A 14,089-nucleotide genomic window follows, 5' to 3' on the forward strand; every position below is an offset into this window, starting at 1 on the left:
TTCTTCTAGTAGCTTAACGCGCAGCGACCTGTGCGCCTCCGCCCTTGACCCAGGCCGCAACCGCATCGCCAGCCTGCACGCGCACGAAGCACGGGCTACCGCTCGCCTTGACCTGGCGGCACAGCGAAACGGCGTCATTGCGCGCGAAGCCGCCGACCGAAAGACGATAGAAATTGCCTGCCTTGGTGGTGACGCTGGCGCCCTGCGGCGCGCTGGCAGCAAGCGCGGGCACCCGGCGTGCGTGGCGCGACCAGGCGTCGCGCGCGACCGCGGCGTTGTCATAGGCGCCGAGCTGGACGAAGTAATTGCCCTTGGCGAGCGACACCGGCGCGGCTTTGGCGACGCGGGCGGGCGCTGCAACGACAACTTTCACCGGCTTGGCAACGGCGCGCGCGGGCGCGGGCGCTGCGGCGACAGTCTGGAGCACTTCGGCGCGCGGACCGAACAGGACCTGCGGGCCGGTGCCGGCAACCTGCTGCAGCACCGGAGCGGCTTCGGCGACCTGTTGCGGAGCAGCGGCAGGCGCGGCTTCGGCGACCGCGACCGGCGCGGCAGCAGGCAGATCGGCGCCGGTTCCCGGCATATAGGCATCGACCGGCGCCGGCGCTGCGACAGCGGCCACGGCGACGCTCGGCTGCTGCGAGAGCGCCAGCGCGACCGGCTGGCCGGCATCCTGCACCGGCGTCACGCCGAGCAGCGTCGCGACCTGATCATAGGCGTTGGTCGGGCGGGCAAAGGCCGCCCATTCGTTGAGGCGGGCCTGGAGCTGGTCCGGGGCGACGTCCATCGCCGCGATCCCACTGGCTTCCTTCCAGCGGCCAGCAAGCGCAAGGGCAAGGGCGAGATTCTGGCGCGTTTTCACCGTCGCTTCGGCTTCGCGCGACGCCGGGCTCAGAATTTCGACCGCTGCAACCGGGTCGCCGGCCAGCGCGAAGGCAAGCCCGCGATCGCTCGCCGGGATCTGATCGGCATGCGTCTGGAGCATGGCGCGCGCACCGGCCCAGTCGCCTTGCGCCACCTTGACGAGCGCGAGGTTGAGCGCGACGCGGCCGTCCTCGGGGTTGAGCGTCAATGCATCGCTCAGCGCCTGGCTCGCCGAGGCGAAGCGGCCGGCGAGCAGATAGGCCTGGCCCAGCAGCGCGCGAAACTCGGCGTTGCTGGGATCGTTAGCGACTGCCAGTTCGGCATGCGCCACGGCCTTGTCGCCGTCGCGCTTGGCCAGCGCCTTGCGTGCCGCCTTGGCTTCGGTTGCCGCCTTCTTGGCGTTCGGCGCCGCCGCGGCAAAAGCCGAGAGCCCCAGTCCGTGGGTGGCGCCGGTAACGGCGAGGCCCGCAAGCGCGAGCGCCGAAAGGCCGATCTTGAGCGTGGTGGCGTTCATGATGTTACCCATTGTCCTTCGCCGTGGCGATCTGGCGCGCGAGTGCGTCGACTTCCCCGATCGATTCGAGAAAGGCGTCGAGCGCCGTGGTGACGATCTGCTGCGCCGAACGGCCGGTCACCGCCGAGGCGAGACGCAGCTTGAGATGGCGCTCGGGATCGAGGCGCAGCGTGAACGCTGCCTTCGATTTCTTGGCGGCGACTTGCGCCACGACACGCTTGAGCGCGTGTTCGGGCAGCGCCGTGACCACCGGAGTGGATACCGGAGCCGGTTGGGGCGCCACTTCCGCGACGGGTTCGGGTTCCACGCGGGCGATCTGCTCGTCGAGCACTTCGCGCTGGCGCAACACTGCGGGCTTGGTCGCGAGCAGCGAGCCCATGTCTTCCACCGGCGCGATCACCGGCGACGGGGCCGGCACGAACTGCTGGGCGTGGGCGGCTTCGCCCATGTCGTTCCAGCCGAGATCGTCTAGACTGGCGCCGGCAGTCATGCCGACGAAACCCTGCGGGCGCATCGCCGGCCGTGCCTGGCCCTTGCGCGCCAGCAAGCCCGAGGAAAGCGAGGCGAGAGGCTTGGAGTTGCCGATCATCGGTCCCTCCTCAGCTGACGACGCGGCGGCCGAAGCCTGCCGCCTGGCGCGGAGCACCGAAATGGCTCGCCGCCGCTGCGGGAGCGCTGAACACCGTCCGACGGAAATTCTTCTCGAGCCGGTCGCTGATATAGGTCCAGAGCGCGACAACCTCGCTCGCCGATTTGCCCTTCGGATCGACTTCCATGACCGTGCGCCCGTCGATCATCGAGGCGGCGAAATCGGTTCGGTGGTGGAGCGTGATCGGGGCGACCGTGCCGTGCTGCGACAGCGCGACGGCGGCTTCCGAGGTGATCCGCGCCTTGGGCGTCGCGGCGTTGACCACGAAGATCAACGGCTTGCCGGCGCGCTCGCACAGGTCGACCGTGGCGCCGACGGCGCGCAGATCGTGCGGGCTCGGGCGCGTCGGGATCACGATCAGCTCGGCGACCTGGATGACGCTCTGGATCGCCATGGTGATCGCCGGCGGGGTATCGATCACCGCGAGCTTAAAGCCCTGCTGGCGCAAAATCTCGAGATCCGAAGCGAGCCGCGCGACCGTGGTCTGCGCGAATGCCGGAAACTCGGTCGAACGTTCGTTCCACCAGTCGGACAGCGACCCTTGCGGATCGATATCGATGAGAACGACCGGACCGTGGCCAGCCAGCTGTGCCTGCACCGCCAGGTGCCCGGACAGCGTAGTCTTACCCGACCCGCCCTTCTGCGATGCCATCGCCAGAACGCGCATGAACCCCTCGACCTTTCGGTAATTACGATGCCGGGATGCCATGCGGGTCGATAAGAAGCGGTTAACGCCGCGTCCTGCGCGAATCCCTATGGTTCGCGCCGCGATAAGGATATCTTTGCCAATCCTGACTTAACTGGCATTTATCCCCTCTGTTCGGGGGCGTGGAGTTTTTGGAAATGAAGTCGCTGCTTGTCGCTGTCGCGGGCCTCACGCTGTTCGCAGCGCCGGTCCGTGCACAGGAAGACCCGGTCAAGACCGGGGTCGAGGCCTATGAGCGCGGCGACTATAAGGTCGCCGTGTCGCAGTGGCGCGCGCCGGCCGAGCGCGGCAATGCCGACGCCCAGTTCAACCTCGGTCAGGCCTATAAGCTGGGCCGCGGCGTCCCCAAGGATCCGGGGCTCGCCGAGCAATGGTATCGCAAGGCGGCACTGCAGGGCCATGAGCAGGCCGAGGCGAATTACGGCCTGGCGCTGTTCGAGAACGGCAAGCGCCCCGATGCGGCACCCTGGCTCGAGCGCGCCGTCGCCCGCGGCGATGCCCGCGCGCAATATATTCTGGGCATCATGCTGTTCAACGGCGACGGGGTGCGCAAGGACTGGCCCCGCGCCTATGCGCTGACCATCCGCGCGTCGCAATCGGGTCTCGATGCCGCGTCCAAGGCGCTGGCGCAGATGGATCAGTATATCCCCCTGCCCGATCGCCAGCAGGGCCAGACGCTCGCCCGCAAATATGAGCAGGACCTCGCCCGTGGCGGCCCGGCGCTGCCGCCGGTAGTCGCAGCCAATCCAGGACCCTCCCGCCCCGATCCGCGACCGGCATCGCGCCCGCCGCTTGCTGCGCCCGCTGCCGCCCGCCCTGCGCCGGCGGCGCGCGACGGCGGCTGGCGCGTCCAGCTCGGCGCGTTCGGCGATGCCGGCAATGCCCGTAAACTCTGGGGCCAGGTCGGCGGGCGCTTTCCCGGCCGCCAGCCCTATTATGTGAAGGCCGGCAGCCTGACCAAGCTGCTCGTCGGGCCCTATGCCTCGCGCAGCGAAGCCGCCGCGGCATGCTCCGCGGTCAAACCCTGCGTGCCGGTCGCACGCTAGTCGTTGCCCGCGCGCAACAAAAGCGCGCGACGCGCGTTTTAGCGCGATGATCCGAACGCTGGGGACACCCCTTCTCGCCGTCGCGTGCCTGCTTCTCGCTCCGCACGCCTTTGCCCAAAGCGACTCCGCGGCCGTCGATTCGTCGGCCTCGGCGGATCAGGGCGAGAGCAAACCCCCGCGGCGCTATCGCGTCGCACTCGGGCCCCAGCTCACACCGCGCTTCCCGGGCTCCGACGACGTGCGGGTGACGCCGCTGTTCGATCTCTCGATGACGCGCGGCGACGAGCCGTTCAGGTTCGAAGCCGCCGACGAGAGCTTCGGCATCCCCCTGATCCATCTCGGCGGCCTCAAGATCGGCCCCGCCGCCAATTTCGAGGGCAGCCGTCGACGCAAGGAGACCGGCCTGGCCGTCGACGAGGTCGGCACCACCGTGGAGCTGGGCGGCATGGCCGAATTCTGGCTCGGGCGGGGCCTGCGCGTGCATGGCGAAGTCCGGCAGGGCGTCAATGGCCATGGCGGGCTGATCAGCAATCTCGGCTTCGACTATGTCGCGCGCCACGGCGACAAATGGCTCGTCTCGCTTGGGCCCCGCGTCGCGCTGTCCGACAGCAAGTTTCAGGACGCCTATTTCGGCGTGAACGCGGCGGCCGCGGCGCGCACCGGCCTTGCCACCTACGATCCGGACGGCGGTGTCCACGCCGTCGGCGCGAGCGCAACCGCGCTCTATCAATTCACACCGCGCTGGGGCGTCTATGCCTATGCCAAATATGACCGGCTGATCGGCGATGCCGCCGACTCCCCGATCATCCGCACCATCGGCTCGCGCAACCAGCTCTCGGGCGGCGGCGCACTCACCTTCACCTTCGGCAAGGGCGTGCGATAAAACGTTCGTTCTTGCCGCTGCCGAAGCCAACCTTTTGGTTGGTTCGGCAGAATTGCCTTAAATCTCTTTATTCCAGACACTTAACCAGAGTTCAACCATCGGTCGGTTGACGTTCCTGACACGATATGCGGGGTTTTGGGCGGGCGACGCCGGCTAAGGGACCGTCCGGTCACCTTCCAGCATCCGGACCGGCACGCCCATCCGCTTGCTAGCCGCTTCCCAACCCTTTGGTTGGGTTTCGATCAAGCCAATAGAATGTTTTATCGCCGCCATTTGCGCGGATGGCCGCGATGATTGCTTGAAAGGGCGATTGTCATTCTTGACTCGGATCGCATGGTTTTTGCGAGCGTTGCCGCAACCGTTAGATTGCCTCCCGACACGCTACCCACGATTTCAAAGAGCAGGCTGCAATCCTGGCACAAAAGCCGGGCTGTAGGACAGTGGCAAGCAGACCGACCCGAAGCCTTGGCCCGAGCGTCGCCCGCGCTAAGGAAGGCGGATGCACATCACCCCCGAACTCATCGCCATGCTCGCCCTGGTCGCGCTGGTCGCCGGCTTCATCGATGCGATGGCGGGCGGCGGCGGGCTGCTCACCATCCCCGCGCTGCTCGCGAGCGGCATCCCGCCGGTCTATGCGCTCGGCACCAACAAGCTGCAGAGTTGCTTCGGGACCGGCGGCGCCTTCCTCGCCTTCGCGCGCAAGGGCCATATCGACTTCCGCCGCTTCGGCGTGCCTGCCGCCTGCGTATTGGCCGGCGCGGCGCTTGGCGCGTTCGTCCTCCAGTCGATCAATTCGGCCTTTCTCTCGGGCTTCGTGCCGGCGCTGCTCATCGCGATGGCGATCTATTTTCTCGTCGCGCCCAAGATGGGCGAGGACGACCGGCACGCCCGCCTCGCCCCCGCCGGGCTTGCGCAGCTGCTCGCGGCGATCGGCTTTTACGATGGGTTCTTCGGCCCCGGCACCGGATCGTTCTTCACGGCGGCGCTGGTCGGACTCGCCGGACTCGGCATGGTCCGCGCGATTGCGCATGCCAAATTCTTCAACTTCGCGAGCAACCTCGCCGGGCTCGCGGTGCTGGTCGCCAGCGGCAAGGTGCTGTGGACGCTCGGCTTTGCGATGGCGGCGGGCTCGATCCTCGGCAACCAACTCGGCGCGCTCGCCGCAATGCGCTTCGGCGGACGGGGCGTGCGCCCGCTGCTGGTGGTGATGTCGCTCGCGCTTACTGCCAATCTGCTGATGAACCCGGCCAATCCGCTGCGCCTGTGGATCGGGCTGTGAGCAGGCATCGCATGGCCCGCTCCCGCGTTCATGCCGCACGTTAACAGGAGGAGGTCCGATGGAAACCCAGCAACTGCACCGTGGCCGCCTGATCGACCATGTCCACCTGGTCGTCGCCGACCTTCCCGCCAACCGACGCTTCTACGAAGCCGTTTTAGACGTGCTTGGTATCCCCCTGGGCGGCGGTGCCGACGACTATTTCTGGGCGGACGAATTGTTCGTGTCCACCGCCGCGAGCGACGCCGCGCAGGGTGCGCTTACCGGCCGCCACCACCTCGCCTTCCAGGCCAAGGACCGTGCGATGGTCGAGGCCTTCTACCGCGCCGGGCTGGCCGCAGGCGGCACGGACAATGGCGCGCCTGGCGAGCGTCCCTATCATCCCGGCTATTATGCCGCGTTCCTGCTCGATCCCGCCGGCAACAATATCGAAGCGGTGCACCACGGCGCGGCAACGCGGAGCAGCGATTCGGTGACGCTCACTTTCGGGGGCTGACAAAGGCCCGGCCAATCGCGCTATCGTGCCGGGCATGACGCGCGAAAGCCCTGCAGTTCCCCCACCGCTTCCCCCCGCGCTCGCCGAGCGGTTGCAGGGATATGAGTGGATCCGCAACCTCGTGGGCGAAGCAGGCGCCGGCGTCTATCGGCTCCACCGCAGCGGCGCGCCCGATCTCTATCTCAAGCACGGCGTCGGCGCGATCGCCCGGGCGGTGACCGACGAGATGGTGCGGCTGCGCTGGCTTTCCGGTGCACTGGCGGTGCCCAGGGTCGAGCATTTCGTCGCGACCGGCGACGCCGCCTGGCTGCTGATGCGCGCAATGCCCGGCTGCACTGCCTGGGAGTGGCTCGACGCCCATCCCGATCGCGGCATCGAACTCGTTCACGACCTCGCCGCGACCTTGCGCCGCCTCCACGCGCTGCCCGCCGAGCATTGCCCTTTCAACAGCGCGCATCCGCTCCGCCTCGCCGAGGCGCATCGCCGCCTTCATACCGGCGAGATCGACGCAGAGGATTTCGACGATTGCCGCACCGGCTGGACACCCGAGCAGGTCTGGGATGCGATGGCCGCGCTGCTCCCGCTCACTACCGAGCCGGTGGTCACCCATGGTGATTTCTCGCTCGACAACATCCTGGTCGAGGACGGCCGCGTCACCGGGCTGATCGATGTCGGCCGCGCCGGCATCGCCGATCGCTACCAGGACCTTGCCTTGCTGTGGAATTGCCTGGGCGAATTCGGCACCGACCTCCAGGCCGAGCTGTTCCGCTGCTATGGCATCGCCGCGCCCGATCGTGCACGGCTCGAATTCCACTTGCTGCTCGACGAGTGTTTCTAGTCGGTCAATCCAGAACCCACTCGCGCCGCGGCAGGCCCTGGGCATAGAGCAGCGCGGTGAGATCGCCATGATCGATCCGCGCGCCCGCCGCCGCCGCGACGATCGGCTTGGCGTGATAGGCGACGCCGAGCCCGGCCTTGCGGATCATCGCCAGGTCGTTGGCGCCATCGCCCACGGCCATCGACGCGGCGGCATCAAGCCCCAGTTCGGCGAGCGCGCCGAGCAGGGTCGTCTCCTTGGTCGCGCTGTCGACGATCGGCTTGGTGACGGTGCCGGTCAGCCTGGCGTCGGCGATCTCGAGCCGGTTGGCGATGACGCGGTCGAAGCCGATCTCGGCGCCCACCGGCTCGGCGAAGCGCGTGAAGCCGCCCGAGACCAGGATCGTCGTGGCGCCGCGGGCGCGCATCGTGCGGACCAGCGCCTTGGCGCCGGGCATCAGCTTGACCCGCTCGGCCAGGCAGCGGTCGATCGCGCTTTCCTCGAGTCCTGCGAGCAGCGCCACCCGCGCATCGAGCGCCGATGCGAAATCGAGCTCGCCGCGCATCGCGCGCTCGGTCACGTCAGCGATCTGCGGCTTGATCCCGGCATAGTCGGCAAGCTCGTCGATGCACTCGACGGTGATCATCGTCGAATCCATGTCGGCGACGAGCAGCGTCTTGGCGCGCCCCTCGGCGGGCTGGACGATCACGTCGCAGAACGGGAACGCGCCTTCGAGTACGCCGCGCGCCGACTGGGGGTGCGACACGAACAGCAGGTCCGCCGCCGCGCCTTCATCGAGCCAATGCCACGCCCCCGGCGCGCAATCGACGCCCGCCAGGCGATCGCCCGCTTCTGAAAGCTGCCCTGCGGAAAGTCCGTCTGCTACAAGCGTCGCGATGAACATGGATATCCCTGCCAAAATCTCGGAGCGCCCGAGCGTGGCGCTCATCGCAGGGCCGACCGCGAGCGGCAAGTCCGCTCTCGCACTGGCACTTGCGGAGAAGCACCGGGGGACCGTGATCAACGCCGACTCGATGCAGGTCTATGCCGATCTGCGCGTGCTCACCGCCCGCCCCACGGTCGCCGAGGAACGCCGCGTCCCCCATCGCCTGTTCGGTCATGTCGACGGCGCCGAGGCCTATTCGGCGGCGCGCTGGGCAGCGGATGCGCGCGCCGCGATCGCCGAGGCACATCAGGAGAACCGCCTCCCCATCCTCGTCGGCGGCACCGGCCTCTATCTGCGCACGCTGATCGACGGCATCGCGCCGGTTCCCGAGATCGATCCCGAGGTCCGGCGTGCCGTCCGCGCGATGCCGGTTGCCGAGGCGCATGTCGCGCTCGCGGACGCCGATCCCGAGGCCGCCGCACGCCTCAATCCCAGCGACACCACCCGCGTCGCCCGCGCGCTCGAAGTCGTCCGCTCGACCGGAACGCCGCTCGCCGACTGGCAATCGCGCCGCCTCGGCGGGATCGGCGAGGACGTGGCGCTCGCCGCGCTGATCCTGCTCCCCGATCGCGACTGGCTTGGCGAACGGATCGAGCGTCGCTTCGGCGAGATGCTCGAGGCCGGCCGCGAAGAGGCCGCCGCGTTGCTTGCGCGGACCGACATCCCCGCCGATGCGCCGCTGCTCCGCGCGATCGGGCTGCCCGAGACGCGTGCGCTGCTCGCCGGCGAGACCGGGCTTGCCGAGGCGCAGGCGGCCGGTACGCTGGCGACGCGGCAATATGCCAAGCGCCAATATACCTGGTTCCGCCGTCAGCCCCCGCCCGACTGGCAGCGCACCGCCGAGACAGAAAAAAACAGTTTAATGTCGATATTTGAAACGAAATTGCCTATATAGTGCTTGACGCGTAGTTTTCGTGCGGCTAGCAGCGCCATTCCCGTGGTGCGTCGCACTGCAGCATAAAGGAGCGTACCGGTGACCGAGAAAAGCGGAGCGGACATTCTGATCGAGGCGCTGACCGACCTCGGTGTGGAGGTCATCTTCGGCTATCCTGGTGGTGCGGTGCTTCCGATTTATGATGCACTGTTCAAGCAGGATCGCATCAAACATATTCTTGTGCGCCACGAACAGGCAGCGACCCATGCCGCCGAAGGCTATGCCCGCTCGACCGGCAAGCCCGGCGTCGTGCTGGTCACTTCGGGCCCGGGCGCGACCAACGCCGTTACCGGGATCACCGACGCGCTGATGGATTCGATCCCGATGGTCGTCATCACCGGCCAGGTCCCCACCGCGCTGATCGGCACCGACGCGTTCCAGGAGGCCGATACCGTCGGCATCACGCGCCACTGCACCAAGCATAATTACCTGGTGAAGGCGCCCGAGACGCTGGGCAACATCATCCATGAGGCGTTCCACATCGCGACGTCGGGCCGCCCCGGCCCGGTGGTGGTCGACATCCCCAAGGACGTGCAGGTCGCCACCGCCCGCTATTCGGCGCCGGGCCCGATCGCGCACAAGACCTATCGCCCGCAGACCGAGCCCGACATGGCGCTGATCGAGCGCGCGGTCGACATGCTCGCCGCGGCGGAGCGGCCGGTCTTCTACACCGGCGGCGGCATCATCAATTCGGGGCCCGAGGCTTCGGCGCTGCTGCGCGAGCTGGCCGATCTCACCGGGGCGGCGGTGACCTCGACGCTGATGGGCCTGGGCGCCTTCCCGGCCTCGTCGGACCAGTGGCTCGGCATGCTGGGCATGCACGGCACCTATGAAGCCAATTGGGCGATGAACAAGGCGGACCTGATCTTCGCGCTCGGTTCGCGCTTCGACGATCGCGTCACCGGCCGGCTCGACGCCTTCGCGCCCAACAGCGCCAAGGTCCATGTCGATATCGACCGGTCGAGCGTGAACAAGAACGTCCGGGTCGACCTGCCGATCATCGCCGATGTCGGCAAGGCGCTGCGCGCGATGATCGATACGTGGAAGGCGCGCCAGCATCCCAAGCCCGACCTCACCGAATGGTGGGGCCGGATCAATGGCTGGCGCCAGACCAAATGCCTCGATTTCGCCGAGAGCGGCGATGCGATCATGCCGCAGCGCGCGATCCGTGCGCTGCATGCCGCGACCAAGGACCGCAATCCGATCATCACCACCGAAGTCGGCCAGCATCAGATGTGGGCGGCCCAGCATTTCGACTTCGAGGATCCCAACAAGTGGCTCACCTCGGGCGGTCTCGGCACGATGGGCTATGGCCTGCCCGCCGCGATCGGCGCGCAACTGGGCAATCCCGACGCGCTGGTGATCGACATCGCCGGCGAAGCCTCGATCCAGATGAACATCCAGGAGCTGGCGACCGCGACCCAATATCGCCTGCCGGTCAAGATCTTCATCCTCAACAACGAATATATGGGGATGGTCCGCCAGTGGCAGGAGCTGACCTACCAGTCGCGCTATTCGGAGAGCTATAGCGACGCGCTCCCCGACTTCGTCAAGCTGGGCGAAGCCTATGGCTGGAAGGGCATTAGGATCGACAAGCTGGGCGAGCTCGACGACGGCATCCAGGCGATGCTCGCACATGACGGCCCGGTGATCGTCGATTGCCGCGTCGCCAAGCTCGCCAACTGCTTCCCGATGATCCCATCGGGCGCCGCGCACACCGAAATGCTCCTCCAGGCCGCCGAGGTTTCCGGCGAAATGGACGACGAAGCCAAGGCACTGGTCTGATCCCATGCACATCAAGGAAGAGCTGCAAGAGCGGCATACGCTCGCCGTCTTGGTCGATAACGAACCCGGCATCCTCGCCCGGATCGCGGGCCTGTTCACCGCGCGTGGCTATAATATCGAAAGCCTGACCGTCTCGGAGATCACCGAGGACAATCGAATTAGTCGCATCACCATCGTAACGTCGGCCTCGGCGCCGGTGATGGAGCAGATCATCGCCCAGCTCGAGCGCCTTGTGCCCGTGCACAAGGTGGTCGATCTCACCGTCAGCGGCCCGCATGTCGAGCGCGAGCTCGCGCTGGTGAAGGTCGCGGGCACCGGCGACCATCGGATCGAGGCGTTGCGCCTTGCCGAGGTTTACCGGGCGCGCGTTGTCGACGCGACGATCTCGAGCTTCGTGTTCGAAGTCACCGGCGGCTCGGAAAAGCTCGACAAGTTCGTTGAACTGATGCGCGAGCTTGGCCTGGTCGAAGTCGCACGCACCGGTGTCGTCGCGATCTCGCGCGGCAGGGAAGCCGTTTAATTTTAGCCGTCACCCCCGCGGAGGCGGGGGCCCATCTCCGAACCGTGCCGCGCGCCGAGCCGGTAGGAGATGGGTCCCCGCCTTCGCGGGGATGACGATCGGAAAGGAAGAGAAATGAAAGTCTATTACGATCGCGACGCCGACCTGAATCTGATCTCGGGGAAGAACATCGCCATTCTCGGCTATGGCTCGCAGGGCCACGCCCATGCGCAGAATTTGCGCGACAGCGGCGTCAAGAATGTCGCGATCGCGCTGCGCCCAGGCTCGGCTTCGGCGAAGAAGGCGGAAGACGCCGGCTTCAAGGTGCTGAGCAACAAGGAAGCCGCCGGCTGGGCCGACATCCTGATGATCCTCGCGCCCGACGAGCACCAGGCGGCAATCTATGAGGCCGATCTCAAGGGCAATCTCAAGCCCGGCGCCGCGCTTGCCTTTGCGCACGGCCTCAACGTCCATTTCGGCCTGATCGAGCCGCCCAAGGACATCGACGTGATCATGATCGCCCCCAAGGGCCCGGGTCACACCGTGCGCAGCGAATATGTGCGCGGCGGCGGCGTGCCCTGCCTGATCGCGATCCATCAGGACGCCAGCGGCAACGCGCATGACGTGGCGCTGGCCTATGCCAGCGGCGTCGGCGGCGGCCGTTCGGGCATCATCGAGACGAATTTCCGCGAGGAATGCGAGACCGATCTGTTCGGCGAGCAGGCCGTGCTGTGCGGCGGCGCCACCGCGCTGGTCCAGGCCGGGTTCGAGACGCTGGTCGAGGCCGGCTACGCACCGGAAATGGCCTATTTCGAGTGCCTGCATGAGCTGAAGCTGATCGTCGACCTGATGTATGAAGGCGGCATCGCCAACATGCGCTACTCGATCTCGAACACCGCCGAGTATGGCGACATCAAGACCGGCCCGCGGATCATCACCGAAGAGACCAAGAAGGAAATGAAGCGCGTGCTGGCCGACATCCAGTCGGGCCGCTTCGTGAAAGACTTCGTGCTCGACAACCGCGCCGGCCAGCCTGAACTAAAGGCCAGCCGCATCGCGGCCAAGCGTCACCAGATCGAAGAGGTCGGCAGCGAGCTGCGCGCGATGATGCCGTGGATCGGCGCCAACAAGCTGGTGGACAAGGAAAAGAACTGACGCGCCCTCCCCTCTCCCGCCTGCGGGAGAGGGGGAGCCGAGCAACGCGTGGCAGGGTGTGGGTGCTCGCCGCGAATAAACCGCTTGCCGCACACACCCGCACCCAACCCTCTCCCGCAGGCGGGAGAGGGCTTTTTTTTTGCCACGGTCGGAAACGATGGGTTCCCAGCTTCGCGATTTCGCACGCGCAGCATAACCGCCAAGAGAGCGCCTCTTCCCCAGATCGGAGACGATATGCGCGTTCTTATTGCCGTTGCCCTGCTTGCCGCCACCCCGCTCGCCGCCCAGCAAATCCCGACCCTTCCCGGCCAGCCCGTCGCGGCCCGCATCGCCGCGGGCACCTATGCCGTCGATAGTGGCCACACTCAGGTCGGCTTCACCGTCAATCACTTCGGCTTCAGCCAGTTCACCGGCCAGGCCGGCGGCACCACCGGCACGCTGGCGATCGATCCCAAGCACCCCAACCTCGCCAAGCTCGACGTGACCATCCCCGCCAGCGGCATCGTCACCACGGTCAAGGCGCTCGACGCGCATCTTGCCACCCCGGACTTCTTCGACGCCGCGCAATTCCCGACGATCCGCTTCGTCTCCACTGGCGTGGCCGTCACCGGCAGCCGCGCGAAGATCACCGGCAACCTCACGCTGCACGGCGTCACCAAGCCTGTCGTACTCGACGCGCGCTTCGTCGGCGCCGGCGACAATCCGATGAGCAAGAAGCTCAATTTCGGCTTTGCCGCGAGCACCACGATCAAGCGCACCGATTTCGGCATGGCCAAATACGTGCCGGTCGTCTCGGACGAGGTCGCGATCCAGATCAACGCGGCGTTCACCGCGCAGTAAAAAGCCTTCCCCTCGCGGGCGGCCTCGCCACAAGGGGGCAACACGCGAGGGGGCAAGCATGACCGAAGAAACCGAAGGCCGCGGCGGCGTCACCCGTATCGAAGCCTTTTCCGATGGGGTGATCGCGATCATCATCACGATCATGGTGCTCGAGATGAAAGCGCCAGAGGAACATGGGCTCGAGCATCTCTGGGCGCTGTGGCCGGTCTTCACCGCCTATGTGCTCAGCTATGCTTATGTCGCGGTCTATTGGGTCAACCACCACCGCCTGCTCCACCACGCCGAGCATGTCACCAATGCGCTGGTCTGGTCGAACATCGCCCTGCTCTTCGCGCTCTCGCTCGTCCCCTTCGCCACCGCTTATCTCGGCGAGCAGCGGTTCAGCCAGCAGGCCACGTTGCTCTACATGATCGTGATGATGCTGCCATCCTTCGCCTATGTCTGGCTGCTGTCGGTCGTCCGACGCACCGGCAAGCAGGACGCAGCCTCCCAGGCCTATCATGCCCGCACGTCGCGCAAGGGGCTGGTCACCTCGGCGATCTATGCCAGTGGCATCGCGCTCACCTTGCTGTCGCCCTGGGCGGGCCTCGCCTGCGCGGCGCTGGTCGCCATCCTCTGGTTTCTCCCCAAGAGCCCTTTCGACGTGCTGTTCGGCGGCTGACGCGGCCGCGCTTGCACG

General features: G+C 66.9%; 15 protein-coding genes. 11 read left to right on the forward strand and 4 right to left on the reverse strand.

All coding sequences use genetic code 11. The features are described from left to right. Nucleotides 1–13 precede the first annotated feature (13 nt). Genes AB2M62_RS10210 through AB2M62_RS10220 form a run of 3 tightly spaced genes read right to left on the reverse strand, consistent with a single transcriptional unit; the run spans nucleotide 14 to nucleotide 2,694 of the window. Complete coding sequence (locus AB2M62_RS10210; RefSeq protein WP_404333436.1) at nucleotides 14–1,390, reverse strand: tetratricopeptide repeat protein; 1,377 nt, start codon at nucleotides 1,388–1,390, stop codon at nucleotides 14–16. Then, nucleotides 1,383–1,964, reverse strand: a complete 582-nt coding sequence (locus AB2M62_RS10215) for a hypothetical protein (protein ID WP_404339894.1) — start codon at nucleotides 1,962–1,964, stop codon at nucleotides 1,383–1,385. The genes AB2M62_RS10210 and AB2M62_RS10215 overlap by 8 nt, the downstream gene beginning before the upstream one ends. Before the next feature lie 13 nt (nucleotides 1,965–1,977). Continuing rightward, a complete protein-coding gene (locus AB2M62_RS10220) occupies nucleotides 1,978–2,694 on the reverse strand; it encodes an AAA family ATPase (RefSeq protein ID WP_404333437.1) in 717 nt (238 codons plus the stop codon). A 176-nt stretch (nucleotides 2,695–2,870) separates the two neighbouring features. Between AB2M62_RS10220 and AB2M62_RS10225 the strand changes: the two genes are divergently transcribed. The 5 genes from AB2M62_RS10225 to AB2M62_RS10245 all read left to right on the forward strand — a co-directional run bounded on the left by AB2M62_RS10225 (nucleotide 2,871) and on the right by AB2M62_RS10245 (nucleotide 7,272). Continuing rightward, complete coding sequence (locus tag AB2M62_RS10225; protein ID WP_404333439.1) at nucleotides 2,871–3,779, forward strand: SPOR domain-containing protein; 909 nt, start codon at nucleotides 2,871–2,873, stop codon at nucleotides 3,777–3,779. 46 nt (nucleotides 3,780–3,825) lie between these two features. Further along, nucleotides 3,826–4,662: a MipA/OmpV family protein gene (locus tag AB2M62_RS10230; protein ID WP_404333441.1), complete on the forward strand. Its 837-nt coding sequence runs from the start codon at nucleotides 3,826–3,828 to the stop codon at nucleotides 4,660–4,662. A 499-nt stretch (nucleotides 4,663–5,161) separates the two neighbouring features. Next, a complete protein-coding gene (locus tag AB2M62_RS10235) occupies nucleotides 5,162–5,941 on the forward strand; it encodes a TSUP family transporter (protein ID WP_404333443.1) in 780 nt (259 codons plus the stop codon). 58 nt (nucleotides 5,942–5,999) lie between these two features. Then, nucleotides 6,000–6,434 carry a VOC family protein gene (locus AB2M62_RS10240; protein ID WP_404333445.1) on the forward strand — a complete coding sequence of 145 codons (435 nt, stop codon included), beginning with the start codon at nucleotides 6,000–6,002 and terminating at the stop codon, nucleotides 6,432–6,434. Between the two features lie 25 nt (nucleotides 6,435–6,459). Continuing rightward, on the forward strand, nucleotides 6,460–7,272 hold the full coding sequence (locus tag AB2M62_RS10245) for an APH(3') family aminoglycoside O-phosphotransferase (RefSeq protein WP_404333447.1): 813 nt from the start codon (nucleotides 6,460–6,462) through the stop codon (nucleotides 7,270–7,272). A gap of 4 nt (nucleotides 7,273–7,276) precedes the next feature. On the opposite strand, the gene serB is transcribed toward AB2M62_RS10245, so the two are convergent. Further along, the gene (gene serB, locus AB2M62_RS10250) at nucleotides 7,277–8,155 is read right to left on the reverse strand and encodes a phosphoserine phosphatase SerB (protein ID WP_404333449.1); all 879 of its coding nucleotides are present in this window, start codon (nucleotides 8,153–8,155) and stop codon (nucleotides 7,277–7,279) included. Here serB and miaA point away from each other — a divergent pair. The 6 genes from miaA to AB2M62_RS10280 all read left to right on the forward strand — a co-directional run bounded on the left by miaA (nucleotide 8,154) and on the right by AB2M62_RS10280 (nucleotide 14,071). After that, entirely contained in the window at nucleotides 8,154–9,092 is a 939-nt protein-coding gene (miaA, locus tag AB2M62_RS10255) for a tRNA (adenosine(37)-N6)-dimethylallyltransferase MiaA (RefSeq protein WP_404339896.1), read from the forward strand. The genes serB and miaA overlap by 2 nt on opposite strands. Before the next feature lie 78 nt (nucleotides 9,093–9,170). Next, the gene (locus AB2M62_RS10260; RefSeq protein ID WP_404333451.1) at nucleotides 9,171–10,916 is read left to right on the forward strand and encodes an acetolactate synthase 3 large subunit; all 1,746 of its coding nucleotides are present in this window, start codon (nucleotides 9,171–9,173) and stop codon (nucleotides 10,914–10,916) included. A gap of 4 nt (nucleotides 10,917–10,920) precedes the next feature. After that, on the forward strand, nucleotides 10,921–11,436 hold the full coding sequence (ilvN, locus tag AB2M62_RS10265) for an acetolactate synthase small subunit (RefSeq protein ID WP_404333453.1): 516 nt from the start codon (nucleotides 10,921–10,923) through the stop codon (nucleotides 11,434–11,436). A 114-nt stretch (nucleotides 11,437–11,550) separates the two neighbouring features. Next, nucleotides 11,551–12,570 carry a ketol-acid reductoisomerase gene (ilvC, locus tag AB2M62_RS10270; protein ID WP_404333455.1) on the forward strand — a complete coding sequence of 340 codons (1,020 nt, stop codon included), beginning with the start codon at nucleotides 11,551–11,553 and terminating at the stop codon, nucleotides 12,568–12,570. Nucleotides 12,571–12,804: 234 nt separating this feature from the next. After that, on the forward strand, nucleotides 12,805–13,410 hold the full coding sequence (locus AB2M62_RS10275) for a YceI family protein (RefSeq protein ID WP_404333457.1): 606 nt from the start codon (nucleotides 12,805–12,807) through the stop codon (nucleotides 13,408–13,410). Between the two features lie 58 nt (nucleotides 13,411–13,468). Further along, nucleotides 13,469–14,071 (forward strand): TMEM175 family protein, encoded by a 603-nt coding sequence (locus tag AB2M62_RS10280; protein WP_404333459.1) that lies wholly within the window; start codon nucleotides 13,469–13,471, stop codon nucleotides 14,069–14,071. Nucleotides 14,072–14,089: the final 18 nt, after the last annotated feature.

This window comes from Sphingomonas sp. MMS12-HWE2-04, assembly GCF_044881185.1.
Classification (GTDB): Bacteria; Pseudomonadota; Alphaproteobacteria; order Sphingomonadales; family Sphingomonadaceae; genus Sphingomonas.

Bases quoted from the DNA above. Each gene is read 5' to 3' on its own strand.
- miaA (WP_404339896.1), top strand. From the start codon at position 8,154: ATGGATATCCCTGCCAAAATCTCGGAGCGCCCGAGCGTGGCGCTCATC.
- AB2M62_RS10275 (WP_404333457.1), top strand. From the start codon at position 12,805: ATGCGCGTTCTTATTGCCGTTGCCCTGCTTGCCGCCACCCCGCTCGCC.
- AB2M62_RS10225 (WP_404333439.1), top strand. From the start codon at position 2,871: ATGAAGTCGCTGCTTGTCGCTGTCGCGGGCCTCACGCTGTTCGCAGCG.
- ilvN (WP_404333453.1), top strand. From the start codon at position 10,921: ATGCACATCAAGGAAGAGCTGCAAGAGCGGCATACGCTCGCCGTCTTG.
- AB2M62_RS10240 (WP_404333445.1), top strand. From the start codon at position 6,000: ATGGAAACCCAGCAACTGCACCGTGGCCGCCTGATCGACCATGTCCAC.
- AB2M62_RS10230 (WP_404333441.1), top strand. From the start codon at position 3,826: ATGATCCGAACGCTGGGGACACCCCTTCTCGCCGTCGCGTGCCTGCTT.
- AB2M62_RS10280 (WP_404333459.1), top strand. From the start codon at position 13,469: ATGACCGAAGAAACCGAAGGCCGCGGCGGCGTCACCCGTATCGAAGCC.
- AB2M62_RS10235 (WP_404333443.1), top strand. From the start codon at position 5,162: ATGCACATCACCCCCGAACTCATCGCCATGCTCGCCCTGGTCGCGCTG.
- AB2M62_RS10210 (WP_404333436.1), bottom strand. From the start codon at position 1,390: ATGGGTAACATCATGAACGCCACCACGCTCAAGATCGGCCTTTCGGCG.
- serB (WP_404333449.1), bottom strand. From the start codon at position 8,155: ATGTTCATCGCGACGCTTGTAGCAGACGGACTTTCCGCAGGGCAGCTT.
- ilvC (WP_404333455.1), top strand. From the start codon at position 11,551: ATGAAAGTCTATTACGATCGCGACGCCGACCTGAATCTGATCTCGGGG.
- AB2M62_RS10220 (WP_404333437.1), bottom strand. From the start codon at position 2,694: ATGCGCGTTCTGGCGATGGCATCGCAGAAGGGCGGGTCGGGTAAGACT.